The organism is Nocardia sp. Tas62D01 (assembly GCF_055232035.1).
On the sequence record NZ_JBUYUZ010000001.1, the window covers coordinates 7489428 to 7513899 of the forward strand.

At 65.1% G+C, this 24472-nt stretch carries 28 protein-coding genes; 9 read left to right on the top strand and 19 right to left on the bottom strand.

Going from position 1 to position 24472, the window contains the following annotated elements:
- The first annotated feature begins 144 nt into the window (after positions 1 to 144).
- The gene (locus tag ACV7NQ_RS35890) at positions 145 to 1584 is read left to right on the top strand and encodes an NF041680 family putative transposase (RefSeq protein ID WP_463358523.1); all 1440 of its coding nucleotides are present in this window, start codon (positions 145 to 147) and stop codon (positions 1582 to 1584) included.
- A 39-nt stretch (positions 1585 to 1623) separates the two neighbouring features.
- Here ACV7NQ_RS35890 and murQ read toward each other — a convergent pair whose 3' ends face one another.
- From murQ to ACV7NQ_RS35915, 5 genes are all read right to left on the bottom strand, one after another.
- Complete coding sequence (gene murQ, locus ACV7NQ_RS35895; RefSeq protein ID WP_463363613.1) at positions 1624 to 2526, bottom strand: N-acetylmuramic acid 6-phosphate etherase; 903 nt, start codon at positions 2524 to 2526, stop codon at positions 1624 to 1626.
- Between the two features lie 105 nt (positions 2527 to 2631).
- Positions 2632 to 3495, bottom strand: coding sequence for a MurR/RpiR family transcriptional regulator (locus ACV7NQ_RS35900; protein ID WP_463363614.1), 864 nt, complete (start codon positions 3493 to 3495; stop codon positions 2632 to 2634).
- 3 nt (positions 3496 to 3498) lie between these two features.
- The gene (locus ACV7NQ_RS35905) at positions 3499 to 4368 is read right to left on the bottom strand and encodes an anhydro-N-acetylmuramic acid kinase (RefSeq protein ID WP_463363615.1); all 870 of its coding nucleotides are present in this window, start codon (positions 4366 to 4368) and stop codon (positions 3499 to 3501) included.
- Positions 4368 to 5897 carry a sodium:solute symporter gene (locus tag ACV7NQ_RS35910; RefSeq protein ID WP_463363616.1) on the bottom strand — a complete coding sequence of 510 codons (1530 nt, stop codon included), beginning with the start codon at positions 5895 to 5897 and terminating at the stop codon, positions 4368 to 4370. Before ACV7NQ_RS35910 ends, ACV7NQ_RS35905 begins: the two co-directional genes overlap by 1 nt.
- Before the next feature lie 73 nt (positions 5898 to 5970).
- Positions 5971 to 6897 carry a BadF/BadG/BcrA/BcrD ATPase family protein gene (locus tag ACV7NQ_RS35915; RefSeq protein ID WP_463363617.1) on the bottom strand — a complete coding sequence of 309 codons (927 nt, stop codon included), beginning with the start codon at positions 6895 to 6897 and terminating at the stop codon, positions 5971 to 5973.
- Positions 6898 to 6927: 30 nt separating this feature from the next.
- Between ACV7NQ_RS35915 and ACV7NQ_RS35920 the strand changes: the two genes are divergently transcribed.
- Complete coding sequence (locus tag ACV7NQ_RS35920; RefSeq protein ID WP_463363618.1) at positions 6928 to 7209, top strand: hypothetical protein; 282 nt, start codon at positions 6928 to 6930, stop codon at positions 7207 to 7209.
- A gap of 213 nt (positions 7210 to 7422) precedes the next feature.
- Here ACV7NQ_RS35920 and ACV7NQ_RS35925 read toward each other — a convergent pair whose 3' ends face one another.
- The 3 genes from ACV7NQ_RS35925 to ACV7NQ_RS35935 form a co-directional block, all read right to left on the bottom strand.
- The gene (locus tag ACV7NQ_RS35925) at positions 7423 to 7572 is read right to left on the bottom strand and encodes a hypothetical protein (RefSeq protein WP_463363619.1); all 150 of its coding nucleotides are present in this window, start codon (positions 7570 to 7572) and stop codon (positions 7423 to 7425) included.
- A 227-nt stretch (positions 7573 to 7799) separates the two neighbouring features.
- Positions 7800 to 7943 carry a hypothetical protein gene (locus ACV7NQ_RS35930; RefSeq protein ID WP_463363620.1) on the bottom strand — a complete coding sequence of 48 codons (144 nt, stop codon included), beginning with the start codon at positions 7941 to 7943 and terminating at the stop codon, positions 7800 to 7802.
- Positions 7944 to 8289: 346 nt separating this feature from the next.
- The gene (locus tag ACV7NQ_RS35935) at positions 8290 to 8643 is read right to left on the bottom strand and encodes an MmcQ/YjbR family DNA-binding protein (protein ID WP_463363621.1); all 354 of its coding nucleotides are present in this window, start codon (positions 8641 to 8643) and stop codon (positions 8290 to 8292) included.
- Between the two features lie 327 nt (positions 8644 to 8970).
- Between ACV7NQ_RS35935 and ACV7NQ_RS35940 the strand changes: the two genes are divergently transcribed.
- From ACV7NQ_RS35940 to ACV7NQ_RS35950, 3 genes are all read left to right on the top strand, one after another.
- Positions 8971 to 9483: a MarR family winged helix-turn-helix transcriptional regulator gene (locus ACV7NQ_RS35940; RefSeq protein ID WP_463363622.1), complete on the top strand. Its 513-nt coding sequence runs from the start codon at positions 8971 to 8973 to the stop codon at positions 9481 to 9483.
- A 128-nt stretch (positions 9484 to 9611) separates the two neighbouring features.
- A complete protein-coding gene (locus tag ACV7NQ_RS35945; protein ID WP_463363623.1) occupies positions 9612 to 10130 on the top strand; it encodes a hypothetical protein in 519 nt (172 codons plus the stop codon).
- Between the two features lie 27 nt (positions 10131 to 10157).
- Positions 10158 to 10487, top strand: a complete 330-nt coding sequence (locus ACV7NQ_RS35950) for an SAM-dependent methyltransferase (RefSeq protein ID WP_463365952.1) — start codon at positions 10158 to 10160, stop codon at positions 10485 to 10487.
- Positions 10488 to 10523: 36 nt separating this feature from the next.
- Here ACV7NQ_RS35950 and ACV7NQ_RS35955 read toward each other — a convergent pair whose 3' ends face one another.
- Together ACV7NQ_RS35955 and ACV7NQ_RS35960 are read right to left on the bottom strand one after the other, a co-directional pair.
- On the bottom strand, positions 10524 to 11285 hold the full coding sequence (locus ACV7NQ_RS35955) for an ABC transporter permease (protein ID WP_463363624.1): 762 nt from the start codon (positions 11283 to 11285) through the stop codon (positions 10524 to 10526).
- On the bottom strand, positions 11282 to 12559 hold the full coding sequence (locus ACV7NQ_RS35960; RefSeq protein WP_463363625.1) for a glycosyltransferase: 1278 nt from the start codon (positions 12557 to 12559) through the stop codon (positions 11282 to 11284). The genes ACV7NQ_RS35955 and ACV7NQ_RS35960 overlap by 4 nt, the downstream gene beginning before the upstream one ends.
- A 132-nt stretch (positions 12560 to 12691) precedes the next feature.
- Here ACV7NQ_RS35960 and ACV7NQ_RS35965 point away from each other — a divergent pair, with 132 nt between their 5' ends.
- Entirely contained in the window at positions 12692 to 15256 is a 2565-nt protein-coding gene (locus tag ACV7NQ_RS35965; protein WP_463363626.1) for a cytochrome P450, read from the top strand.
- On the opposite strand, the gene ACV7NQ_RS35970 is transcribed toward ACV7NQ_RS35965, so the two are convergent.
- The 4 genes from ACV7NQ_RS35970 to ACV7NQ_RS35985 all read right to left on the bottom strand — a co-directional run bounded on the left by ACV7NQ_RS35970 (position 15237) and on the right by ACV7NQ_RS35985 (position 17653).
- The gene (locus ACV7NQ_RS35970) at positions 15237 to 16031 is read right to left on the bottom strand and encodes a glutamine amidotransferase (RefSeq protein WP_463363627.1); all 795 of its coding nucleotides are present in this window, start codon (positions 16029 to 16031) and stop codon (positions 15237 to 15239) included. The two genes, ACV7NQ_RS35965 and ACV7NQ_RS35970, sit on opposite strands and share 20 nt — an antisense overlap.
- 151 nt (positions 16032 to 16182) lie before the next feature.
- Complete coding sequence (locus ACV7NQ_RS35975; RefSeq protein ID WP_463363628.1) at positions 16183 to 16440, bottom strand: DUF2000 family protein; 258 nt, start codon at positions 16438 to 16440, stop codon at positions 16183 to 16185.
- 107 nt (positions 16441 to 16547) lie between these two features.
- On the bottom strand, positions 16548 to 16904 hold the full coding sequence (locus ACV7NQ_RS35980; RefSeq protein ID WP_463363629.1) for a hypothetical protein: 357 nt from the start codon (positions 16902 to 16904) through the stop codon (positions 16548 to 16550).
- A 233-nt stretch (positions 16905 to 17137) separates the two neighbouring features.
- A complete protein-coding gene (locus tag ACV7NQ_RS35985) occupies positions 17138 to 17653 on the bottom strand; it encodes an IS66 family transposase (RefSeq protein ID WP_463363630.1) in 516 nt (171 codons plus the stop codon).
- Here ACV7NQ_RS35985 and ACV7NQ_RS35990 point away from each other — a divergent pair.
- Positions 17574 to 18782, top strand: a complete 1209-nt coding sequence (locus ACV7NQ_RS35990; protein WP_463358437.1) for an ISAs1 family transposase — start codon at positions 17574 to 17576, stop codon at positions 18780 to 18782. The two genes, ACV7NQ_RS35985 and ACV7NQ_RS35990, sit on opposite strands and share 80 nt — an antisense overlap.
- Here ACV7NQ_RS35990 and ACV7NQ_RS35995 read toward each other — a convergent pair.
- The gene (locus ACV7NQ_RS35995; protein ID WP_463363631.1) at positions 18779 to 20119 is read right to left on the bottom strand and encodes an IS66 family transposase; all 1341 of its coding nucleotides are present in this window, start codon (positions 20117 to 20119) and stop codon (positions 18779 to 18781) included. The genes ACV7NQ_RS35990 and ACV7NQ_RS35995 overlap by 4 nt on opposite strands.
- A gap of 227 nt (positions 20120 to 20346) precedes the next feature.
- Positions 20347 to 20607: an acyl carrier protein gene (locus tag ACV7NQ_RS36000; protein WP_463363632.1), complete on the bottom strand. Its 261-nt coding sequence runs from the start codon at positions 20605 to 20607 to the stop codon at positions 20347 to 20349.
- Positions 20608 to 20760: 153 nt separating this feature from the next.
- Here ACV7NQ_RS36000 and ACV7NQ_RS36005 point away from each other — a divergent pair, with 153 nt between their 5' ends.
- A complete protein-coding gene (locus ACV7NQ_RS36005; RefSeq protein WP_463363633.1) occupies positions 20761 to 21252 on the top strand; it encodes a hypothetical protein in 492 nt (163 codons plus the stop codon).
- A 25-nt stretch (positions 21253 to 21277) separates the two neighbouring features.
- Here ACV7NQ_RS36005 and ACV7NQ_RS36010 read toward each other — a convergent pair whose 3' ends face one another.
- The 3 genes from ACV7NQ_RS36010 to ACV7NQ_RS36020 form a co-directional block, all read right to left on the bottom strand.
- Entirely contained in the window at positions 21278 to 21736 is a 459-nt protein-coding gene (locus ACV7NQ_RS36010) for a hypothetical protein (RefSeq protein WP_463363634.1), read from the bottom strand.
- 203 nt (positions 21737 to 21939) lie between these two features.
- Positions 21940 to 23316, bottom strand: coding sequence for a sensor histidine kinase (locus ACV7NQ_RS36015; protein WP_463363635.1), 1377 nt, complete (start codon positions 23314 to 23316; stop codon positions 21940 to 21942).
- A 23-nt stretch (positions 23317 to 23339) separates the two neighbouring features.
- On the bottom strand, positions 23340 to 23567 hold the full coding sequence (locus tag ACV7NQ_RS36020) for a hypothetical protein (protein WP_463363636.1): 228 nt from the start codon (positions 23565 to 23567) through the stop codon (positions 23340 to 23342).
- A gap of 226 nt (positions 23568 to 23793) precedes the next feature.
- On the opposite strand from ACV7NQ_RS36020, the gene ACV7NQ_RS36025 reads away from it, so the two are divergent.
- The gene (locus ACV7NQ_RS36025) at positions 23794 to 24465 is read left to right on the top strand and encodes a response regulator transcription factor (protein WP_463363637.1); all 672 of its coding nucleotides are present in this window, start codon (positions 23794 to 23796) and stop codon (positions 24463 to 24465) included.
- Positions 24466 to 24472 lie beyond the last annotated feature (7 nt).

Consider the following 24472-nt stretch of genomic DNA (forward strand, 5'->3'; position numbering starts at 1 on the left):
GGTCGGTGTTGGAGCGGTTCGATCATCGAAACGTGTTGCTGCCGTGTTGATTTAGGGACGAATTTCGGCGTGTCGCCGTGACATGGAGCGGCCACCGCATCATCATCGTCGGGTTCCCGCTAAAGAGCCTGATGAGAAGTTGTGGTGGCCGTGCCTGTCAGTGTGCCCGAAGTATTTCGTCCGGTCGAGTCGGCGCGCCCGTCGGGACCGGAATCGCTTGCGGCGTTCCGCAATTCGTTCTATGAAAGCCTGACCGCGCGCGCCGACGCGCTGTTCGAACTCACCGACGCGGTGCTGTGCGACGACGGACCGGTCACCACGCTGGTCGGACTGTGTCTGACCGGGGAATATCGACGCGGCCACGGCGCCCTCTACGACGGTCTGAACGCCGGAAGTATCGACATCGCCCGGCTCCGGCGCGCGATCACCGCCACGACCACGGTCGGGCGAGACGACGAAGGTGCGATCATGCTGGCCGTCGATGCCAGTCCGTGGCTGCGTCCCGACGCGGCGACCAGCCCCGATCGATCGTTCTGCCATGTCTATGGCCGTGGCAGGGGGCAAGCGCAGATGATCCCGGGCTGGCTGTTCTCCTACGTCGCCGCGCTGGAGCCCGGCCGGACCTCTTGGACCACGATCCTCGACGCGATACGGCTGCACCCCGACGACGACGCGACCGAGGTCACCGCCGCCCAGATCCGGGAAGTCGTGCAACGCCTGCAAGCCGCCGACCTCCATGTTCCCGGCGACCCGCACATCAAGATCGTGTTCGATGCGGGCTACGACATCACATGCCTGGCATACGAGCTCGCGGATCTGCCCGTGGTCCTGATCGGGCGAATACGCTCCGACCGCGTCCTGGCCTTCCCCGCCGAACCCCGTGCGGGCAAGAGGGGCCGTCCCGCCAAGCACGGCCCCGACTTCGCGTTGTCCGACACCGGGACCCATCCCGAGCCCGCTGTCGTCACCACCACCGACACCGACCGCTACGGCGCCGTGCGTGCGACGGCATGGAACCGTCTGCACCCCAAACTCGCCCGCCGAGGATCCTGGGCCTACCACGACGGGGAACTGCCGATCATCGAGGGCGTCGTCATCGGGCTTCGGGTGGACCGGCTACCCGGCGACCGCAACCCGAAACCACTGTGGCTATGGTGTTCGCAACCCGACATCGCCGACCCCGCCATTATCGACCGAATCTGGCGAACCTTCCTGCGGCGCTTCGACATCGAGCACACCTTCCGGTTCCTGAAACAGACCCTCGGGTGGACCAAGCCGCGTATCCGCGACTCCGCCGCCGCCGACCGCTGGACCTGGCTCATCATCGCCGCACACACCCAACTCCGCCTCGCCCGAGGACTCACCGAAGACCTCCGCCACCCCTGGGAGAGAAAACCAACCAGCCCCAGCCGCCTCACCCCAGCCCGCGTCCGCAGGGGATTTCGCCACCTCCGCCCGACAACCGCTCTTCCGGCCCGCGCGCCGAAACCCTCACGGCCGGGTCCCGGACGCCCGCCCGGCGCAAAAAACATCCGACGCGCACCACACCAGGCGGTCGGTAAGACCACCACGGCTGCCAGTTAGAGGTTAAAAATCAAGCTTAGAGCGGCCGGTTCGTGTCGGCTACCCGTTGTCGCCGACAGCGGTGCGTACGTACCCGACCGCGTCGTCGAGCAGCTTCCGCGCCGCCGCCGCATCGACTCTCGCCAGCTGCATGACGATGGCGGTCTTCGCGTGTCCACCGGCCGCGTCCAGAAGCGAAGCGGCAGTGGCCGAATCGGCGCCGGTGGCCTCCGCGACGATCCGGCGGGCACGGTTCACCAGCTTGGCATTGGTGGGGTGCACGTCGACCATCAGATTGCGGTACACCTTGCCCGCCTGAACCATGGTTGCGGTCGAGAGCATGTTGCACACCATCTTCTGCGCCGTGCCGGCCTTGAGGCGGGTGGAGCCGGTCAAAACCTCTGGGCCCGTCTCGATTTCGATGCCGACGTCGGCGTGGGCGCTCAATTCGGCGTGGCGATTGCAGGAGACCGCGACGGTCGCGGCGCCGACCGACCGTGCGTGGTCCAGCGCCCCGATGGCGTAGGGCGTGCGTCCGCTCGCCGCGAGTGCGACAACGACATCGGTCGCGGTGAGTGCGTTCGCCGACAGGTCCTGAGCGGCACGGGCGGGGTCGTCCTCAGCGCCCTCGACCGCCTTCGCGAACGCGCCTTGGCCGCCCGCGATGATCCCGATTACCTCGCCTGGATCGGTGCCGAAGGTCGGCGGGCATTCGACGGCGTCGAGTACGCCGAGCCTGCCGCTGGTGCCCGCACCGACATAGATCAACCGGCCGCCATGCCGCCGTGAATCGACGATCAGCTCGACGGCCCGTGTGATTTCCGGAATCGCCTGTGCCACGGCGGAAGCCACTCCCGCGTCTTCGGTGTTCATCGTACGCAGCAGTTCATCGACCGACATGGAGTCCAGCGCGCCGGTGCGCGGGTTCGACAGCTCGGTGGTCAGTGATCCGATCTCGCTCATCGTGCCTCCTGTGTCTTTGCTTGGGTTTCCGGACCGCGTCGGCACGATGGGCGCCGCGCGATGTGTCTCTCCGTGCTTCGGCCCGGAGCCCTGCTCAACGGAGCGTCATTCGGTCTCCCTGGTGCGACGATTGGCGACCGCGTCATAGGTGCGCCGCAGCGCCGTCGGAGCCGACGGTGTGCGTTGCAGGACACCGACGTACAGAGCGTCGACAATGAGCAGCTGGCTCATCCGGCTCGCCATTGCCGCCGAACGGAAACCGTCTTCGCGTCCGGCCACGAGCACCGTGTGGGCCGCCGCTCTCGCCAGGCTGGACTGTGCTCCGGCCGTTACCGCGACCGTCGTTGTCCGCCCGCCCGCCGCGCGGGTGGCGGCGTCGACAACGGCAGCGGTTTCGCCGGAATGCGAGAAGGCGACGACAACGTCACCGGGCTCGAGCAGACTCACCTGTACGAGCGCGTCGTCCTCCGATGTGCTAGCGCTGCACCACATTCCGATGCGTGTCAGCTTCTGCGCCATATCTATCGCGACGAGTCCCGACGCACCGATCCCGATGAGTTGCACGCGCCGCGCACCGACCAAGGCGTCGACGACCGCTTCCATGGTCTCAGGGTCGGCGAGTTCCGCGGTCGCGAGCATTCCCTCGGTCTCGAAGGCGGTGAGCTTGTGCAGGACTTTCGACAGCGCGTCGTCGGCGCCGATGTCGGTCGCGAAGACCGGCGTCCCGGACTCGGTGCCCGCTGCGGCGAGCGCAAGTCGCAATTGCGGATAGCCGTCGTAGCCAAGTGTTTTGGCCAGCCGGACGACCGCGGACGTGCTGGTCGCGGCCCGTTCGGCGAGCTGGTTCACGGTCAGCTGCGCGGCGCCCGCCGGGTCGTGTTGGATCACGCGTGCGACCTTCAGCCCGGACGGCGTGAGCCGGGGGAGGGCCGCCAGCAGGCGAAAGCGGACGTCGTCACCGTCGGGCATGGTTCACCCGGCCAGTGTGAGTCGTAGTGGGGCGGTACACGCCGCCGAGAAATCGAGCCCCGCGGTGCCGGGGGTGATCGAACCGAGCACTGTCGCACGCTTCGCGCCGGTGTATGCGGGATGTGTGCCGGGGAGACCGTGCGCGGTGAGGAAGCCGAGCACGGCGAACGCCGCGGCCTCCTTGGCCGCCGACGGCAGACCGAGCTGGTCGGAGGTGCACAGCTCGGCGGTTCTCAGCTGCTCGCGCAGCATCGACATCAGCGTAGGGTTGCGAGTTCCGCCGCCCGACGCGATGACCTCGGTGGGTCCGAAGGGTGCGAGTGCGTCGGCGATGGTGTGTGCAGTCAGCGCGGTCACGGTGGCGACGATATCGTCAGCCGGTATAGCGCGGTCTCGCAGCACGGACTCGAGATACGCGCGGTTGAACAGTTCCTTGCCGGTGGACTTGGGCGGTGCCGCGCGGTAGAGGAGGGTTTTCAGCAGTTCGTCGTCGACCTGCCCGCGCTCGGCGATCCACGCCGGTTGGCCGAGTTGCAGCGTGCCGTGCGTTCTTCCGTCGGCGACCTCGTGGTAGACGCTCTGACCGTGCGAAGCGACGAGATCTGCTGTGCCGTCGAACAATTCGTGAACGGCCGCGTCGGCCGCGTCGGCGAATGCCTGCCCGATCGCGGTATCGAGTCGGCAGACCGCGGCCATGTCGACCGATCCCGGCGGCAGCGCGGCGATGAGCTCGGCGCGCAACCACTCGGGGTAGGACCGGCTGAGCTGTCCGACCAGGTGGACGCGCACGGTGTCCTCCTGCAGCACGATATCCGCGCCGACCGCGTCGATCGCATCGTGCGAGGTCCCCGACATCAACCCGATGACGCGCACTACGCCACCGCCTCGATCGGTTCCGACGGTGTGGGTTCCGGCGCGGCATGGAAGCGGCTCGTAACCCCGCCGACGACCAGCGTGACGATCACGCCGATGGGCACGAGCCACTGTGCGGCGATGCCCTTTTCGGTCACCTTTCCCGCGACCGTGACGTCGATCTTGACGACCCGCACGACGAATGTCATCACGATCACCGTAACGACAAAGGCCACGATCGCGTCGAACTGATTGGCGCGCTTGATGAGTCGGCCGAGCAGGAAGGCGCCGAGCAACGCGCCGTAGGTGTATCCGGCGATGGTGAGCGCGGTGAGGTACACGTTGCCGGTCGTCGCGCTGAACCCCATCGCGAACAGTGCCATCAGAACCGCCCACACCAGCGTCATCACACGGGCCAGCTCGAGCAGTGTCTCGTCGGACAGCGTCTTGCGCGAGAGACTGCGAATGATGTCCGCGACGGTCGAGTTCGACATCGAGTTCAGCGCCGAGGACAGTGAACCCATTGCGGCGCCGAGGATTCCGGCGACCAACAGCCCCGAGATCACCACCGGCAGCCCGTGCAGGATGAAGTTTGGGTAGAGGCTGTCCGCGCTGGACAGCCCGAGCTGCTTCGGCGACTTGCCGCCGTTGTACGACCACAGCAGCGCGCCGACCAGAGAGAAGGCGGCGAACTGGATGGCGACGAAGACACCGGAGGCGATCATCGCCTTCTGGCTGGCGCGCAACGACCGCGTAGCGAGAATGCGCTGCACAATCAGCTGGTCGGAGCCGTGCGAGGCCATCGCGAAGATCGCACCGCCGATGATCGCCGTCGGGAGTGCGAAGGTGCTGGTGAGGATGTGCGCGAGGCCGAAATCGGTGTCGAAGACGCGGAACTTGCCCGCGTGGAACGCATCCGACCAACCGGAGGCGCCGACGTGACCGGTGAGCACGCAGATCGCGATGAGCGCGCCGACGAGATAGAGACCCATCTGCAGCGCGTCGGTCCAGATCACCGCCTTGATGCCACCGAGGTAGGTGTACACGACCGTGAGCAGCGTCAGCACGACGACGATGACGTCGTAGCCGAAGTTCAGGCCGAACTCGCTGAGCAGCAACTTGATCGGGATGGCGGAGGCGAACAGTCGCACGCCCTCGGCGAGCAGTCGGGTGAAGACGAACGTCACCGAGGCGACGCCCTGCAGATAGCGGCCGAATCGCAGCTCGCGGTACTGGTAGGCGCTGACGAACCCGCCGCGCTTGTACAGCGGGATCAGGGCGATCGAGACGATCGTGCGGCCGATAATGTAACCGAGCGCCAGTTCGACGTTGCCAAAGCCCTGATCGGTGTACGCGCCACCCGGGACGGAGATGACGGTGAGCACGCTGGTCTCGGTCGCCACCACCGAGAAACACACGGTCCACCACGGCATTCGGCCTTCACCGACGAAATAGTCGCTGCTGGACTTCTGCTTTCCGGACAGCCGTAGGCCGATCCACGCGACGACGACGAGGTAGACGACGATGACGGCGAGATTGAGTGCGTTCATCGCAGCTCCCGGGTAACGCGGCGGACCGAATGAAAATAAGTGTCAGCGGTCACTCGGTAGCTGTCAATTATTGTCAGAGTATTCGCACGACCATTGCCTCGAGCATCGTGTCCGTGTCGAGGGCGAGCAGCGCCGCACCGTCGATGGGACCACCACGAGATTCCCGACGATCGATCGCATGCGCAATCGACTCGTCCAATGGATCCAGCAGCGCCGCACCGAGCTTGGCCAGCCCGCCGGTGATCGCATAGGGGACCGGCGGGCGGATTCCGGACCGGTCTATCGTTGCGAGGACAGTGCGCGCGAGCGCGTGTCCAGCGGCCGTCATGACGGCCGATGCGACACCATCGGTCGCCGCGGCCGCCGCGACGACGGGGGCGAAGCGGGCGGCGACCAGCGCGGGATTACCCTGTTGCCCAAGATATTTCGGCAACTCATCCAGGGCGATGCCGTAGTGCTCGCCGACCTTCGCCGCGAGGACCGTATTCGGTCCGCGGCCATCGTGCGAGCGCAGCGCGGCGCGCAACCCTTCGATGCCGATCCATCCGCCGCTGCCTTCGTCGCCGAGCAGCGGACCCCACCCGTCGACTCTGGTGAACCGTCCCGTTTGATCGACCGCCGTTGCGACTGCTCCGGTGCCCGCCGCCAAGACCACGCCCGCTGAACCGCCGAGCGCCCCAGCGTGCGCGGTGATGGCGTCGGAAGTCACGGCGACCGAGGCGGCGCCGGAAAGATCGGCTAGGTGCTGCGCGAGGAGTGCGGCAGCCTCCGGCGCGGAAGCGGCACCCGCAGCACCGACGGACAGTGCGAAAGTCGTTCCCGGCAGCGCTATCTCGTCGATGACAGCATGAATCGTTCGTTCCGCCGCGGCGACGCCTCCGGCATTGGCGAGCCCGGGGGAGCCCGAGGCTTCGGTGTAGCGCGTCTCGCTTCCATTGATGCGCAGGGAACCACGACAGCCTGTCTTGCCGAGATCGATGGCGAGAACGTGCGTGAACATGAGGAGCATCCTCGCAGCTACGGTGTGCCTGTGACCATCGGCGCCGAGCCGCAGAACCCGCTGGTGCCCACCAACACCCTGGAGAATATGGGCGGCGGACGCCCACACGCGCACTGGTGCCGGACTACTCAGCGCGCCGTGGCTGAACGTATAGTCGTCCAGCTGTTCCGGCCGCTGCGGCACCCGAATGCGCAACCGCGCCAACGCCTCCGGACCCGCGATGTCGTGCTCGTCGTTCAGGAAGCGGGTGAGCTGACCGGGCTGCTCAGGCACCACCAGCCGAAACGCGGACGAGTTGCGCGGTCAACATGATGACGCTCGCCTGAAAGTGCGCCACCTCCAGTCGCTCCCGCAACGCCGCGATCGCCGCGCAATGTCCTCGAAGTCGGCGCGATCAACCGCGCCAGCACATCCCGTCGCCGTCATCGCAACCACACACGCTCCTAAGACCGGCGTACGCCACCTTCGGCTCTGCGCCATGGGCTGCATGCTAGCCGGGTTCGCGGGTTCCCGACGGGACCAGCGCTAGTGACAGGTGCCGATGACATGGTGCTGATCGGACAAATGGGCGGCCGGTGTCACGGCCGGTCCTCCGACGTTGTCGAGCACTTCGATGGCCGCGCTTCCGGCCAGGATGATGCCGGCCGTGGCGAGAATGAGGCTGGAACGCTTCATCGTAGCTCCCCTCGAATCAGGGTGTGACATGGCATGGCTCACGCCATGCCTTACCCGAATCCAAACTTCTCGCACCACGAATGTCCACGCCCGCAGGCAGATGGGGCAACTCCCGTCAGGTGCCAACACTTGCCAGTGGCGGCACTGGGCCATGCGACCGGTGCATGCCCGCGCCGCTGAACCGTTCGGTGACCAACTGCGACAACGGATATTCCTTGGTGTCGCTGCTACTTGTCGTCGGGAGCCTCGTCCGGGTGTGACTCGGCCGTCGCGTCGTGGATCTCGCGGTCCCGCGCCTGCCATTCTTCGTCGGACTCGCCGAGGGGTCGGGGTAGTGCGAGCCCCCTCGAGGTCGGGTCAATACCGGCCACGTGCCGTCGAGTTCCTTGGCGCGCACTGATTCAGCTGCGCGTGCAGGTGCAGTTTGTCGAGGGTATCGACGTAGCCGAGCATCTATACGTCACGTCGGTGACTTCGAATTGGGTGCCGGGCGGGAACAACACCTCGGTCTCGCAGGGAATGGCGAATACTCGTGGATTATCAGCCCTTGCGCCGCGCCCGCGAGATCCGCGATGTCGCCGGGCAACTCGTCGAACAACGCCGCGTACGGGCCAGGCGACGTCATCGTTCCGGGGTCTGTGAAGTACCGCCGCGATTCCTGATGGCTCGATGTTTTTCGATAGTCATGACCAAGGTCTATGGGCTGACACCGTAGGGTCAAGCGTCACGGTGCAAGGTGCTGGGGTGGTCGTGCAGGATTTTCGGTACGACCATTCGCCAGGCGTCGATGACCAGTTCGCGCATGTCGTCCGCGTCGATCGCCGCCATCACACCGTCGACCCAGTTGTAGCGCTGATCCGACTGCCGCGGCATGCGGAACTTCTCCGGTTCGGCGGCGACGAGCGCGGCCCGTTCCTCCTTGGGAAAGGCGAAGCCCATGATGGATTCGTCTCGGGAGAAGGCGACGTAGACGATCCGCCTGACGCGGAACTTGATGCGGTCACGCACGATCGCCTCGTATGAGCGAGGCAGGGTGAGCGCCAGCCCGCGCACGTCCTGGACGGTAACCATTCGCCGATGATGCCACCCGGCACCGACACTACTGCGCCGAAATGTCCGCCACCACGGACGAGCGCGCTGACCCGTTCGGCCACCAACCCTGAGTCGAGTCGGCACCGAATACTTGGCATGCAGTCGGACTCCTGTCGAGCACGCGCCTCAGCCTCGGTCGCGCGGTTGTTCAGATCCCGTCATTTGTCGATTTTGCGGACAAGCGGCGTTCATATGTATAAGGTGCTCGGGTCCAGCGAAGGTGTGGCAAACGTAGGCGGCTGCGTCGACAACAAGCACAATGCGAACAGTGGGCTCCATGTCACTCGGCTGAAAAGGGGGCAGGACATGGCGGAGGTGCTCGACCCCACCGAACAGCGGGCCTGGCAGGCGATGATGACGCTGACGACGCGACTGCCGAGCGCCCTCGATACTTGCTTGCAGCGCGAATTCGGTGTGACCCATTTCGAATACCGCGTGCTGGCGCTGCTGTCCGAAGAGCCTGACCATCGGCTACGTATGACTGATTTGGCCTGCGCGGCCAATGCATCGATTTCGCGGTTGTCGCACGTCGTGTCCAAATTGGAGCGGACGGGCCTGGCGCATCGAAGCGCCGACGCCAGCCGTCGAGGGGTGTATGTCATCCTCACTCCGGATGGCTACCAGAAGGTAGCCCAAGCGACCCCGGAATACCTGAACACGGTGCGGTGCCTGGTTTTCGACGCACTCGACCCGGATCAGAAGGGGCAATTGGCCACATTGTGCGAAATGTTGTCGAATCATCTGGTCGGCGCGCTGAACAACGCCGGCGCACCGCTCGCAGGGGCGGATCTGGCATTGGCCGCGGCAGCGGCCGACTGAAGGACATACGAGATGATATTCGGTGGCTACTGGTCGGTTAATGGTCTGCTGGTTTGGTCTGGAGCCCGCCGAGTTGCGAGGGTCCACTGGTGCGGCCGAGTGCCGCTGTGACGAACAGGGAGGGGTACATGATGGTGACCATCGCGCAGTTGCGGGCCGTGTTGGCGATTCTGCATATCGACCCTGCGGAGATCGGTGCCAAGGGCAGCGACGCGGAGCCCCGAGGGCAGCGCGCGGAGCGCGCCGTGCTGGTAGGGTTGCTGCATCGCACGGTCAGTGACGAACTGCGGCGAGTGATCACCGCGACCATGACCGACGACGAAATCGTGCACGCCGCCACCATGAGCATCCAGCCGGTGCACGGTGAGAATGCCTGCGAGCAAGCAGATTTCGACGCCCGTTGGCTGCGTGACCGAATCGAAGCCCTGGCGCTCGACATGACAGTCGACCCCGCGCCGGTTCTGCTCGAGGCCGCGGCTCGCTCCACTGACGCCGCCGCAGCGTTGCTTTCGCTGAGCCGCCACCCAGGCAACGTCGATGCCGAAGCCCGCTGGCAGCGAGCCATCACCGATCTAGGCCAGGCCTACCACCTGATCAACGACGAGTACGTGGGGCGTACGAACGAGATTACGGCGCCGCTGCAATAACAGCCGCGGCAGCCAGCGACGAGCCTGATCGCTCTGCTGCATTTCGCGCCCAATTACCGCGACCCCTACGGAATCGTCGCCACCCTCATCGACGCGCTCGCGCCCGGCTCGGTCCTGGTGATGTCGCACGCCACCGCCGACTTCGATCCGGATACCTTCGCCCGCATCGTTCGCATCTGTCGCGAGGGCGGCGTCGATCTCCGAGTTCGCAGTCGCGACGAATTCGAGCTGTTCTTCCAGGAATTGGACCTGATGGACCCGGGCGTCGAAGTACCGCACCGCTGGCGTCCAGCCCTCGACCCGCCTCGAGCAATGGACGCCCAAATCTCGTTCTACGCAGCAGTCGGGCGTACGTAGCGGAAGACACCCGGTGGTCGAACTGGGCCGAGATGATCAGCGGCGCGACAATCGGCTGAATACGACGCTCGCGCAGGCGAAGCCGGTCACCGTCAGGACGATGCACCAGAATACGGCGAGACTGGCTTCGTGTCCGGTGCCGGTGGAATTGAGTAGGCCGCGCACCGTGTCCACGATTGGCGTTGCCGGTTGATAGTCGGCGAAACTGCGTAGCCACCCCGGCATGGTCGCGGTCTGAACGAACGCGCTGCTGATGTACGGGATGAACATGATCGCGTAGGTGAGCCCACCGGCCGCTTCCGGGTTCTTGGCGAGCAGTCCCATCGCGACCGCGATCCAGGTGATCGACACGACGAACAGTGCGATCACCGCCAGCGCCGCGAGCCACTCGACAGGCCCGGCATGGGGCCGGTAGCCCAGGACGATCGCGACGGCGACCGCGATCGCTATAGCCGCCAGATTGCGGATGGCGCCCTCGGTGACGTGTCCGGCCAGTACGGCTTGCTTGAAGATCGGCAGCGTGCGGAACCGGTCGATACTGCCCTTCGTCATATCCGTCGACACGCTGGTTGCCGTGATCGACGAGCCGAATCCCGTGCACAGCAGCATGATTCCGGGCACCACGTAGTCCAGGTAGGGCCCGCCCACGTCGATGGCCCCGCCGAAGACGTAGGTGAACAGCATCATGACCAGGACCGGCATGAGCAGCGAGATGACTAGTGTGTCCCGGCTGCGCAGGGTATGCCGGGCACAGCGCCGGAACATCACGGCCGAGTCGGCGAAAACGTGCGCGATCACCGGGCGGTGGCCTCGACGATGTCGGCGGTGCGGCCGCTCGCGTCGTCGGTGCTCAGGGTTTTCGCGAATTCCGCTGCGCGGGTGCGACGTTCCGGCGTAAGTATCGAGGCCATGCCTTGCTCTAGGCGGGCTGCCGTGAGCTGCGTGAACCTGATATGCGCACCCACGCCGAGGCGTTCGACCTGCCCGCCCCACATCGGCTGCTCGAACGAGACCGAGCAAACGAGTGTGGGTAGTCCGGCGCGCAGGCTCTCGAACAATGTCCCGATACCGCCGTGATGCACCGCCGCGGCGCATCGCGGAAAAACCATGTCGTGCGCGAAAGGGCCGACGACCTTGACGTCCGCGCCGACTTGCGCGTTCGCGATGTCCAGATCGCTCCAGCCCGCGCTAACCAGCGCACGCACACCCAGTCGCGCGGATACCTCGGAAACCGTGGCCAACACCGCGGCCGTGTCCCGGATCGGCATGCTGCCGAAGCCGAAGAACACCGGTGGTTCCCCCTGGTCGATCCAGGACAGAATGCCCGCATGGTCGCCCGCGAGGTCACCGACGGCTTCGCGGGCCGCATGATCGAGCGTCAGGAAGCCCGTGAACGGCCTGCGCCCGTCCCATTGCCGCGGTAGTCCCGGAACCAGCGCTGGGTCGTATATCTGTACTTCCGGGACGTTCTCGCTGGCCAGCACTGCGGCCGTGCTCGCCCACGACTTCGGCAGCCCTAGTTGTGCGCGCAGGTCGTTGAGGTAGCGCATGAACACCACGCGGCGCATATTCTCGGCGAGCGCCCAGGTGGCTCGATTGACCGGACCGGGCGGATTCCAATGTGGGGGCAACGCGCCGGGGAATGGATAGGCGCTGTTACTGCGGCAGGGAAAATAGTGCAGCGAGACCAGGGGAACGCCCATCGCCTCGGCGACCGAACTCGCCCGATCCTCGGTGACGGTGCTGGCGACGATCAGGTCGGCATCCGCGCACACGTCGATGACCTCGCTGTTCATCTGCACCGCGTAACCGGCCATCTGTCGTGCGACAAGCTGCATCAGCCGCAACGTGTTCCCCGACGCCAGCGCCTGCTGCCCGGCCTCCGAGCTGTAGAGCTGCTGTACATCGGGGCCACACGCGCGGGCGGCGAGCCCCGTGCTGGTGACGAAATCGACCAGGTTGGGCGGTGCGCCCAGCAGTATGTCGTGACCACGCCGCCGCAGCTCGAGCCCCAGTGCCACGATCGGCTGTACGTCACCGCGGGTTCCGGTGAGCGGAATCGCAATTCTCACGGCGCTTCTTTCCGTGCTGTTGCATGTGCACGCAGTGCTGTTGAGGTACTCGTCGCCACTCTGCTCCTACCGACGTTCGACGTGGAGTCGACGGAACTGGGGGCTCCTTGGCAGACGTCGTGTGTCAGTACCGTGACCATTGTGCATATTGCGATGTTCGTGGATTACCACCCCGCCACGCTCGGCGGGGTCCAGACCGCGGTCGACTCGCTGTGCTGCGGACTCGAACGCGCCGGTCATCGCGTCACACTCTTTGTCGCGCCGCTACCGGGCGCGGACGCTATCCCGAACGTGGTGGAACTCAACGCGGTCACGGCTCTCGCTGTGAACGGTTTCGCCGTCGTGTTGCCCACCGAGCGCAATGAAGAGCTGATCGACGCTACCTTCGCGGCGCGCGGCCCGATCGACGTCGTGCACACGCACACCACCTACGGCGTTGCCATCGCCGGATTGAAAGCGGCACGACGGCACCGGCTTCCGCTGGTGCATACCGCCCAGAGCCGTGACGACGCGTTCATCGAAAAGACCTCGCCCGCACCGTATCTGGCGGCTTTGACGATGCGCGCACTGCACGGCCGATTCGTGCCGCACCGCCATCACATGTCGCACCGACCCGAAAGCCGTGCCGCCCGCCACGCCTGGTGGACGATAGTCGGCCAGGCCCAGGCCGCCGACCAGGTAATCGCACCTACCCGCCATTTCGCCGAACTGCTGGTCGCGCACGGGCTGACCCGACCGATTCAGGTCGTCTCCAACGGCGTCGACGACGCATTGCTCGAAAGCCGCGCGGTTTCCAGGCGGCCGAACGACGGACCACTGCGGCTGGTCTGGAGTGGACGGTTCTCCACCGAAAAGCGCCTGCTCGAATCGATCGACGCGGTGCGCCGCGCCGACAACTGCACCCTCGATATCTATGGTGAAGGCGATTTGCGCAACGGCGCGGCCGCCGCGATCGCCGAACGACATCTGCAGGACCGAATCCGCTTGCACGGCAGGGTCACTCAAGCCGAGGGCATGGTCGCCATGTCCGATGCCGATGCGCTGCTGTTTGCTTCCCACGGTTTCGACACGCAGGGTATGGTGCTGCTGGAGGCAGTGGCGGTGGGGCTTCCGATCATCTATTGCGATCCCGATCTGGACGAGTCGGTACCCATTGGTGGTGGCATTCGCACGGGAGATCCGTCCGCCGCCGGGATCGCCGAGACGATCACCAAGCTCGCCGCCGACCGCACCGCGCTCGCCCAGATGCGCGAGGTGCTCGGCAAGCACGGCGACTCGGTTCTGCAGTCACGTCATACGGAGACAGTCGTGGATATCTACCGGCAGGCACGCGAGAAAGCAGAGCGCAGCCCGGAATTGGTGGTGCCGCGAGATCTGTCGGAGGTTCCCACGGCGCCGGGACGACTGCCGCTGGTGGGACACAGCCTGCAGGCATTGCGCGGCGCCCCCACGTTTGTCACGTCACTGTCCGAGCTCGGGCCGATAGTGCGGATCTTCTTCGGCCAGAAGACGGGCTACCTGCTCACCACCCCGGATCTGGTTCGCGAGGTCGGCTTGGGCGACGCCGAGCTCAATCGGGACGACCTGCGTGAGGCGATCAAGGACATCGCGGGCGGCTCGGTCAACGTCCTGCGCGGCGACGAACACAAGCTTCGGCGCCGGATGATCGCGCCCGCCCTGCGTCTGAGCCGCCTTGCCGAGTACACGAAGTCGGCGGCGGATATCGCGGACGCCTGGGCGGCCGGGCTTCCGTCGGGTGGGCACGTGAATCTGATGGACGAGGCGCACGGCCTGGTGCTCGACACGGTGTCTTCGACACTGTTCACCGCCAGCTTCAGCGACGATGCGCGCTGCGAGATCCGGGACAACGTGCCCTGGCTGCTCAGTCAGGTCATCCTGCGGACCGCGTTACCGCCGCAGCTGCGTCATCTCCGTGTCATCGCGAACTGGCGATGGCGCACGAAGGCGCGCCACCTGCGGGCCGCGATCGGGGACGTCGTGTCCGAATACCGCCGCCGCGACGAAGATTTCAACGACGTGGTCTCCGCGCTCATCCGGCATACAGACCCCGAAACCGGAGCGACGCTTTCCGACGAGCACATCATCGACGAAGCGATCCTCATGCTGGCCGGTGGGGTGGGTTCGATGGCGTCGCTGGCGGGATGGTTGTGGCACGAGGTCATGCGACGTCCCGACATTGCCGAGCAGCTCTATGCCGAACTCGACGCTGTCGTCGGATCCGGCCCGGTCAGCGCCGATCATCTCGGCGAGCTTCCCTACCTGAAACAGGTTGTGGCGGAGACGCTTCGCTTTTGGGGCCCGTGGATCAGTGCGGGCACTGCCGACGGCGATGTTACCGTCGGCGGGCTCACCATTCCGAATGGCACGGCAATCATGTTCAGCCCCTACATGGTCCAGCACGACAAGCGCTATTTCGCCAATCCGGAAGCCTTCGACCCGGCGCGCTGGTCTCCGGAGCGTGCCGGTGAGATCGACAAGAAAGCCAGTCTGTCCTTCGGTGTCGGTCGCCGCCGCTGCCTTGGCGATCATTTCGCCCTGCTCGAGATCACGCTGGCGTCGGCCGCGCTGCTGGTGCGATGGCGACCGACGCCCGACCCAGATTACGTTGTGCGCGCTTCGAATCGGGACTTCGTCCTGTCGCCCTCGGCGTTGCCGGTCACCCTTCACCCGCGATAGCGGACTCGGCGCGACCGGTAGCCGGACGACCCAGAGCCGATCCGCCGCGGTAACGCGCCACGAATCGGCGCAGTAACTCTCTCGGCACGGGAACCGATTCCTGATGGCCGAGGGCCGTCAATCGTGCCGCCTCATCGGGCTCGAAATAGCCGGCGTCTCGGTAGGTTTCGATGCGTACCGCCAACCCTTTGCTGTCCAACTCGGGATGAAATTGCGTGGCGTAGATGTTCTGCCCGACTCGGATCATCTGCACCGGACAACCGATCGACTCGGCCAGCAGTACCGCACCGGGTGGCACCGCTTGGCATGCTTCTTTGTGTCCGACGAACGCCCGGAACGACTGTGGGATGTCGCCGAGCAGGGGATCCTCGGCGCTGTGGTCGGTCAGCACGATCGTGCTGCCGCCTGCTGTTTCGCCGTAGCGTTCATCGCTCACCTTCCCGCCGAGCACGTCGGCCAGGATGCCCAATCCATAGCAGGCGCCGAAGTACGGGAAATCTCTGGCGATGATCTCGGTGATCACGTGCCGCAGTGGCGGCTCGAACCGTAGCTGATAGTCATATTTCCTATCATGGGGATAGCTGACATTGCTCGGCCCACCACCGACGATTACGGCCGAGAAATCGTCGAGGTCGACGTCGGACAATCCTCGGTCCATGTGTATTCGAACGACCTCGTCGACATCGAGCTGGGAAACGCGCAGTATCGCTTCGTACTCATCGTCGGCAGCGTCACGTTCGGGTCGCAACTGTAGTAGTAAGTAGGGCTTGGACATGGTGGGCCATCCAATCCGTGCAGTACTCATTGCCAGAGTGAGAGTTTCTTCGTCAACTCGTTGATGACATCCGCCTCGCCGAAAGTGGCCACCGCAAGGCGGCCCGCTGCGCCACCGAGCCTCCGGTCAGCATCGTGTCCAGGTAGGTGACTCACGCCAGATCGCGGTTCTGTAGTTCGTCGCGGAATGTGTTCATGTGACCTCCGCGACCGCGCAGGATGATGAACGGCCAATCGCTGATCCATGGATAGGTGTGCCCGTCGCTCGATTTGTATTCGACGAATTGAATGTCGTCGGACCGCGCGCCCAAACTGGCGGTGAGGCCGGCGGTAACGTGTCCGAGCGCGGACGCCAACCAGCTCAGTTCGTAACTCTTCGTCAATACGATGACGAATTTACGGTCACCCATGGCAGGTCAGTATAGTCGACCACGCTGCACGGTTACGTGTTGTCGTATCTACGCGAAGACGACTATGGGATCGGCGACGGAACGGACGCCCAGAAAGCAGGCCGCCGTCACCCGGGAGCGCCGCGGCGGGCGCGGACGCCGTGCACTCGTGCCGCGTCGAACATCACCAGGTCGCCCTGATCGGGGTGGATGGACAGGTGTGGTACACCCAAGCCGTCGCGATCGAGACCGTAGGTGCTGCGTTTCATGGGCATATAGAGGCCTTCATCGGTGAAGCGATGCCAGAAATCTATCTCGCCGCCGGAATCGAGCGGCGGAGTTTCGACGTAGATATTGACCCCGATGCGCCGGATCAGCTGGTAGGGTCCAACAACGGTGTTCGAAGCTGGTCGATATGCGGGCTCGCATGGCCGCCTTTGGTCCACCGACGAAATGATGTTGGGCAGCATCTCCCGGGCCCGCATTCCGCGCGACGTTTGCACCGGCGGGCCACCACTCGTCGCATGTGACCCGGACGATATCGGCGACTTCTGGGTGCCGAAAATCCGAAAATATCGTCGCGGATCTGATTCGTCGTCTGTTGGGCGGTGGACAGGTATAGGTCCTGTGCGGCTTCCGATTCGCTTGCCTCACCGATTGGTAGCTATTCACCTGGGGTGGTGAGGTTTTCGGTGGTCGGTGTGGTATGCGTGCGTGGTTATGGGGCGGCTGCGGGTGTGAGGGCAGGCGGTAGCGACGGACCGGTGGTGAACAGTTGGGTGAGGGCGTCGAGTTTGTCGAGGCCCCATTTATGGGCGGTGTCGAGGTAGGAAGTGACGATCGCGAAGTCGGTGATTCCCTGCAGGGTTCGCCATGCTCCACCACTGGTTCGTTGCTGTATTTTGACTGGTCGGAGCGTTCTTTCGGCTTCGTTGTTCGAAAACGGGACGGTCAGGTCGGTCGCGAACCGCAAGATCATGTCTTCGTAGCGGGTGAACCGGGCCACCAGCTTGCAGGGCTCCGGCGTTGTCGGTCTGCAAGCCGGTGAGCTGCGGTAATTAGCTGTGCGACACGCCGTTTCGGATGCGAGGCGGACACGGGTGGCTCGAGGAGGATGAAGGTTCCTTAGGCCAGAATCTTCCCCGGAGTCGCCCGTGTCCGTCTGTTCAGTATCCCTTGTCGAGCCCGTTGTGGAGGTGTTGGATCGACGGCGCGTCGAACCGGAAACCCACACGGTCGCACCGTGTTTGCTGGAGGTGCTGAAGACGGTTCCCGACCCGCGTGATCCCCGTGGAATCCGGTACCCGTTGGTGGGGTTGCTGGCGATCATGATCCTGGCCACGGCGGCGGGGATGCAGTCGGTGGCCGGGTTCGCCACCTGGGTGCGTACCGCGCCACCGGAAGTGTTGGCAGAACTGGGCATCCGAGTGCGTCGCCCGAGCGAGAAGACGTTGCGAACCCTCATCGCCAGACTCGACGCCGCGGATCTGGATCGCCGGTTGGGTGACTATTTCGCCGCCGTGGCCGCTGCCGCGGACTCCGGCGGACTGATGGCGGTGGCCCTGGATGGCAAAACCGTGCGCGGGGCGCGCCTGGGCGGGGGCCGCGCACCGCACCTGGTGTCGATCTTCGCCCACCACGCGCGATTGGTCCTCGGCCAGCTGGCAGTCGCCGCGAAGTCCAACGAAATCCCCACGGTGCGAAAGCTTCTGAAGGCAATGAACCGGACCGGGCTCATCGCCACGATCGATGCGATGCACACGCAGGTCGCCACGGCGAAACTGATCTGCGGGCAGCTCAAGTCGCACTATTTGATGACGGTGAAGGCGAATCAGCCCAAGCTGTTGGCTCGCATTATCGCCCAGCCGTGGGCCGAGGTCCCCATCGCCCACCGTGACGCCGACGCCAAGCCATCGCACGGCAGGATCGAGACCCGCACCATGAAGGTGCTGAGCGTGCCGCGCGGGATCGGGTTTCCCTACGCCCGCCAGATCATGCAGATCACCCGCGAACGCGTCCAGGTCACCACCGGGAAACTGACGGTCGAGACCGTATACGCCATCTGCAGTGTCACCTTCGAGCAAGCCAAACCCCGACAGTTAGCCGAATGGTTGCGAAACCATTGGGGAATTGAGAATGCGATCCACTGGGTCCGTGATGTGACCTACGACGAAGACCGCAGCACCCTGCGGACCGGCACCGCTCCGCAAGTCGCCGCGACGCTCCGAAACACGGCGATAAGCCTTCACCGCATCGATGGTGCCGCCAACATCGCCGAGGCCTGCCGGACGACAGCCTTCTCACCGAACAGAGGCCTCCACCTGCTGACGAACACCCAAAACCCTTGGTCGCAGGCTAGTTAGGCGACAACGCCGGAGCCCTGCACCAGCTTGCGGGCGTCGGCGGCCAAGGTAGTTTTCCGGTCACGGTTGTCGTCGCGGCCCAGCCCGATCGCACCGGCGTAGGCGCGGCGGATCCCGGTGAGGGTGTCGGCGTCGAGAGCCGATGCCTCAGCGGCGCGGGCCCGGCCAGCGGCGGTGTGGGCGTCGAGCAGGCAGTCGATCATCGCTTTCGCCCATACCTGCCCGGCTGGATCGGCATCGTGGATCGACCGCAAGTCGCGCAGCAGGTGCGCACCGCACCACGCGTGGGCCGCTTTGAGGTGCGCGTACCCGGCGTAGCCGTCGCGGACCAGTATCCCGGTGAACTCGCCGAGCACACCACCGGCATCAATATCGTCGGCGGAGCGGCCACCGACGTGCATCAACGTCAGATAGTCGGTGCAGGCGACGTGCACGTACTTCAACTCCGCGGCGGCGCGGCCGGTGGTTTCGTCGGCATGCAACACCGGCGCGGTGGCCAGCAGAGTTCGCATGTGGACGGAGAACTGTCGTTCCAGCAGCCGCGCGGCGCGGCCACGCACCCCTGCCAGCCAGCCGGTCGAAATATCGAGGCCGCACAGTGCGACGAACAGATCCCGGCTCCGCCCGATCGGTAGGTAATGCCCGCAGGTCAGCAACGCCGCCCGGGCCAGAGCCACCGGCCCGATCCGCACCGGCGACCCCGCCGCCGCGATCACCGCGACATGCTCGGGTGCCGCATCGGCCCAGTCACCGGCAGTCACTGTCCCGCACCCGCATTCGCGGGCGATACGCCGATACTCGGTGATCACCGGCGCCGCCGCCGGTGCCGTGTCCACGACCTGGCGGCGTTCGCAGGCGACCTCGGCGGCACCGTCGAGCGAACACGAACACCCCTGGCAGCGGGGCGGTTCCAACCGGATCGTGTGGTTCGGGTCATCGTGCAGTGGCCGCGACGTGCCTGCCGAGCCTTTCTGCTTACCCGCCGACCGCCCCGACCGGGTCCGCGACGACCGCTTCTTGGCCGGTTTCTTGTCATAGGGCGAGTCCGACCCCGACGACCACCCCGAGTTCGACGAATCCGCAGCCAACCGCCGCTCCAGCACTGCGATCCGATCCGCCTGCGCCGCAGCCTGTTCGGACTGCGACCCCACCAGCGCCTTCAACTCTGTGTTCTCCGAACCCAACTCCACATTCGCGGCCCGCAACTCCGCATTCGCGGCCCGCAACTCCGCATTCGCGGCCCGCAACTCCGCGTTCTCGGCCAGCACCACCCTCACCTGCGCCGTCAACTCGGCCACCCGCTCAACGAGCTGCTCAACCGACGACGCTCCAGACACCCCGCCACTATGCCCGACAGGCCATCACAATCCAACCGACACGCCATCAAACCCCAAGGGGGACAGCTGAATAGCTACACCGATTGAGGTGCCGATACTCTGGAGGTCGTCGGTGAACGTGTAACTCGCGGACTCGCATGCTCCGATAATCTTCGGAAGGGCGGTGCGGCAGCTTTCCTCGGCATAGAATTTGTGATGCCCTCGGTCGTATCGTTGCTCTTCTCATTTCATGGCAGCGATGACGTCTCCGGACGCTTTGCGACATCCTCCGGTCGGAGGTCGGTGTCGAATCTTTCGTTCAAGCTGTCGATGATCTCCATCATGATGACGGAATCCAGCGGTAAAGAACGCAACGAGGTGTCCTTGTCGATCGCCCAAAGGTCGATCTTCTTGCGTTCGTAACTGCTCAACGTGTCGTACAGGATACTGCGGATCGCATCGATGATCTGTTCGCTGTCCGTCTCAGCGCCCGGCAGGTCCTTTCGCATGCCACGCTCGGCGCGGTCGAAGTGACGCTGGAGATCTTGCGAAAGGCTGGTTTCTCACCAGGCCAGGCGACCAACATCTCGCGTTGTGTGCTGAGTACGCGGTCTTGCCGGTCTTCAGCGTCGTCACAGGTCGCTGCGCTAATGTGCGCCCACATGGGACTTACCACTGTTGACGGGCTTCCCGCCCACGTTCTCCTGGTGCATTTCGTTGTGGTGTTCGTGCCGCTTACGGCTCTGGCGCTGATATTGGCGGTTGTCTGGCCCGCGGCCCGTCGACGGCTCGGTGTCGGGCTGCCCGTGCTGGCGGCGGTCACCCTGGCGGCTGTGCCATTGACGACCAATGCCGGGGAATCGCTCAAAAGGCACACCAAGCCGAATGATTTCCTGCGCCAACATGCGCACCTGGGTGACCAGATGGTCCTGTGGTCCGGAGTGGTCTTCGTCGTGGCGGTGTTGTGGTGGTTGCAACACAGTCAACGGGTCCACGAATGGGCGGTCGCCCGTAACGAGCGGGCCACCGGCGCGGTGACCGCCCGCCCGGCCGAGGTGATACTCGGCGTGGTCGCGTTGGTCGTCGCGATCGGATCGGTTATCCTCGTCTATCGAATTGGTGACTCCGGAGCCCATTCTGTATGGGTCCACTAATCGGCTGGTGTACCGCGTGATTCGGTTAGGTCGCGGTGATCAGCTCGAGAGCGAGTTCGGTTGCCTCGAGTACCGACGATCGGGTGGGTAGCCGCAGTGCTCCGGCGGATGATGGCTCGGATGCCCAGCGCCAGCCGTGGCCGGTGTCGGACACCGGCAGCATGACGCGTTGTCCGCGTAGACGGACGATGACGCCTGCGTCGGCGAGTCGTAGCGGGCTGTGGGTGCTGGTCGGTGTCGGCGGCCAGGGCGGTGTTACGAGGAAGGTCCATACGGCGTCGCGTGGATTGGCCACGACAGGTAGGGACGGTTGGTCCCCGAGCAGACCTATGACGTAGCAGCCGAGGGTGGCGGGTAGGTCGACGGCGCTGATTCGGGAGCCGCACACGACCGCTGGGCGGTGGCCGATCAGTTCGACCGGCAATCCGTATCGGTGGCGCAGCAGATGTGCGGCATCGTGTGGGCTGCAACAGGATTCGAACACTACGCGGCCTCGGCCCGTACGCCGCGACGCCGCGCGGCTGACCGACTCCGTGTCGATGATGCATGCACAGCAACCTCCCCGATTGGTGACTGCGAGACCTCCACAAGTGATCGTTCGAGTTGACCACCACGATATTGCTGTTGTGTTGCTACGACATTGCCGCTGGTAACGGCCATCGACCTGCTGCGCGACGGTGAGGTCGGTCATCGGTCGAGCGGAAGCGTGATAACGGCCGTGGCTCCGCCGCTGGGAGTGTTGGTGAAATGAACCGAGCCATGGTGTGCGGCAACGATTTCGGCGACGATGGCGAGTCCGAGTCCGGATCCTCCGGTGTCGCGGCTGCGGTCGTGCTGGAGGCGAAGGAATCGGTCGAAGACGCGGTCACGGTCGGCGGGCGGGATGCCGGGTCCGTCGTCGGCGATTTCGATTCGGGCGCTGTCGCCGTCTTGGGTCAGACGGACGGTGACGGAAGCGGCGGCGTAGCGGGCTGCGTTGTCGAGCAGGTTGCGTACCGCTCTGGAGATGTGGCCGGCGTCGCCCCTGATCCGCACCGGCTCGAGATCCGAGCTGATCTCGATCGGTCCTGATTGGCTGCGTTTGCGACCGATTTCGGCAGCGACGATATCGTCGAGATCGACATCGACGGTTCGATGGGGGAGCCCGCGTTCGTCGGATTGTGCCAATAGCAGGAGATCGTCGATCAGGTGCCGCATCCGTTCGGTTTCGGGCACCAGCGTGGTTTCGACGAGCGTGGTGTCGAACAGGTCGGGGCGCAGGATCCCCAGCTCGAGGGCTGCTGACATCGAGGTCAGCGGGCTGCGCAGCTCATGGGAGGCATCCGCGACGAAGCGACGTTGCGCATTGTTACCGGCCTCGATACGGGCGAGCATTTCGTTCATGGTGCGGGCCAGGGCGGCGATTTCGTCGCGTTGCTGCGGTACCGGGACCCGCTCGGTCAGATCGGTGCTGGTGATGGCCGCGACTCGACCCCGGATCGTTTCTACCGAGCGTAGTGAGCGGCCAACGAGCAGGTAGGTGGCCCCCGCGGCGATCACGGTAATGAACGGTGTCCCGGTGCCGGCCAGCCCGAGGACGAGTTTGACGGTGTTTTCGATTTCTTCCTGGTTGGTCGCCACGACGACGGTGTAGCGTCCGCTGAGCCCATCGGTCGTGGTCGCGGTCAGGCGAAGGCCGAACTCGGCTTCGGCCGGGGCGGCGTCGTACACGATCTGCCCGAGCGCTGGTCGCACGGCAGTGAGCGGAGTCGTGGGGGCGCCGGTGGATGCCTGCACTACTTGGTTGTCGGCAGCGATGATCTGCGCAGTGGTGAGGCGGCGGTCGGTGGCGAGCGCACTGCGGTCGAGTTCGGCGGGGGCGTCCAGTTTGAGTTGGCGGGTGATTTCGTCGACGCGCGCTGTTGCGGCATCGTTCGCGGCGCCGATCAGGGAGTGATACAGCACCGCGGTCAAGGCGAGCGTGAAGGCGGCCATCCCGGCGGCGACCGCGACAGTGACGATGAGCGCAGATCTGACCCGCAGCCCCCACCTGCGTGGATGCGGGACGGGCCAGATCTTTGCCATAGAACCTTTTCTTTCGACGAAACTCAGTTTCCGGGACTGTCGGGTATTTCGGGGCCATTCTGGTCGCCCTGCTGGACATTGTCGTTGTCCGCGGCACCGGGTGCGTCCGGGGTGTCGCCGGGTTCCGGGGTGTCCGCAGCCGACGGGGGCGCCGTCGGCGGATCGGCATAGGCGGTGGTGACGCCGACGCCGATCGAGCCCGCCGCGAGCGCCGCGGTGAAGGCTGCCATGATCTTGTTCCGTTTGTTCATCGGTGGTGCCCTTTCTTGGGTTCTCAGCCGCTATGGCTGACGGTTCCCACCGTGCTCGCACATTGCTGAGATAATGCTGTGGCGGGCTGAGAACCGTCACGGAGGTCGGCCTCGCTGCGGACACGCAGCCAGTGTTGGGGTCGCTCGCTGTGAGAACGCTGAGAACGCGCTCGGCCACTCAGCGAACTCGGGTCTAATGGATTGCACAGACACGAGTGGAGGTGCGGTGCGGATCCTGGTGGTCGACGACGAGGAACGCTTGGCCGAGACCCTGCGGCGCGGGTTGACGGCGGAGGGGTTCGTCGTCGTGGTCGTCCACGAAGGGTTCGAGGGTCTCGAACTGGCGGCGAGCGGCAAATTCGATGTCATCGTGCTCGACATCATGTTGCCCGGCAAACACGGCTATCAGATCGTGCGCGAGCTGCGCGAACGTGAAGTATGGACTCCGGTGCTGATGCTATCGGCAAAGGACGGCGAATACGATCTGGCCGACGCGTTCGACCTCGGCGCCGACGATTACCTGACCAAGCCGTTCTCGTTCGTCGTTCTCGTCGCGCGGCTGCGCGCACTGATGCGCCGCGGTGCGCCCGTGCGCCCCACGGTCCTGACCGCAGGTACCTTGTGCCTGGATCCCGCGCGCCGCCGGGTCACGCGCGGAGATCAGCTGCTCGCCCTGACCCCTCGTGAATTCGGGGTGCTGGAATTTCTGATGCGCCACGCGGGTGATGTCGTGACGAAGGCGGAAATTCTGAGCTCGGTATGGGATATCAATTACGAGGGCGACGAAAATGTCGTAGAGGTGTATGTCGGATACCTACGCAAGAAGATCGACGTGCCCTTCGGACTGGCCACCATCGAAACCGTGCGCGGAGTCGGGTACCGCCTGCGCGGCTCGTGAGCGCGCG